1 protein-coding gene is annotated in these 261 nt (G+C 72.0%); it reads left to right on the top strand.

Annotation, left to right across the window (positions count from 1 at the left end):
- A partial coding sequence (locus tag HKX41_12050; protein NNC24867.1) for a response regulator transcription factor occupies positions 1-261 on the top strand: 261 nt, incomplete at both ends.

Below are 261 nucleotides of genomic sequence, written 5' to 3'. Positions count from 1 at the left end.
CCGACGCCGCGACCCTGGGCGAGGCCATCACCACCGTGCTCGACGGCGACCGCTGGGCGCCGCCGGCCGCGATCGCCGCGCCCGCGGCCAACGCCGACGAGCACGAGGCCGCGCAGCGCCTGCGCGATCTCACCCCGCAGCAGTTCCGGGTGTTGCAGATGCTCGGCGCGGGCCTGCTCAACAAACAGATCGGTTATGAGTTGGGCGTGTCGGAAGCGACGGTCAAAGCGCACGTGACCGCGATCCTGCGCAAGCTCGGCG

The sequence above is a fragment of the Salifodinibacter halophilus genome, assembly GCA_012999515.1.
In the GTDB taxonomy this organism is placed as follows: Bacteria; Pseudomonadota; Gammaproteobacteria; order Nevskiales; family Salinisphaeraceae; genus Salifodinibacter; species Salifodinibacter halophilus.
This window is presented reverse-complemented; position numbering and strand designations above follow the sequence as displayed.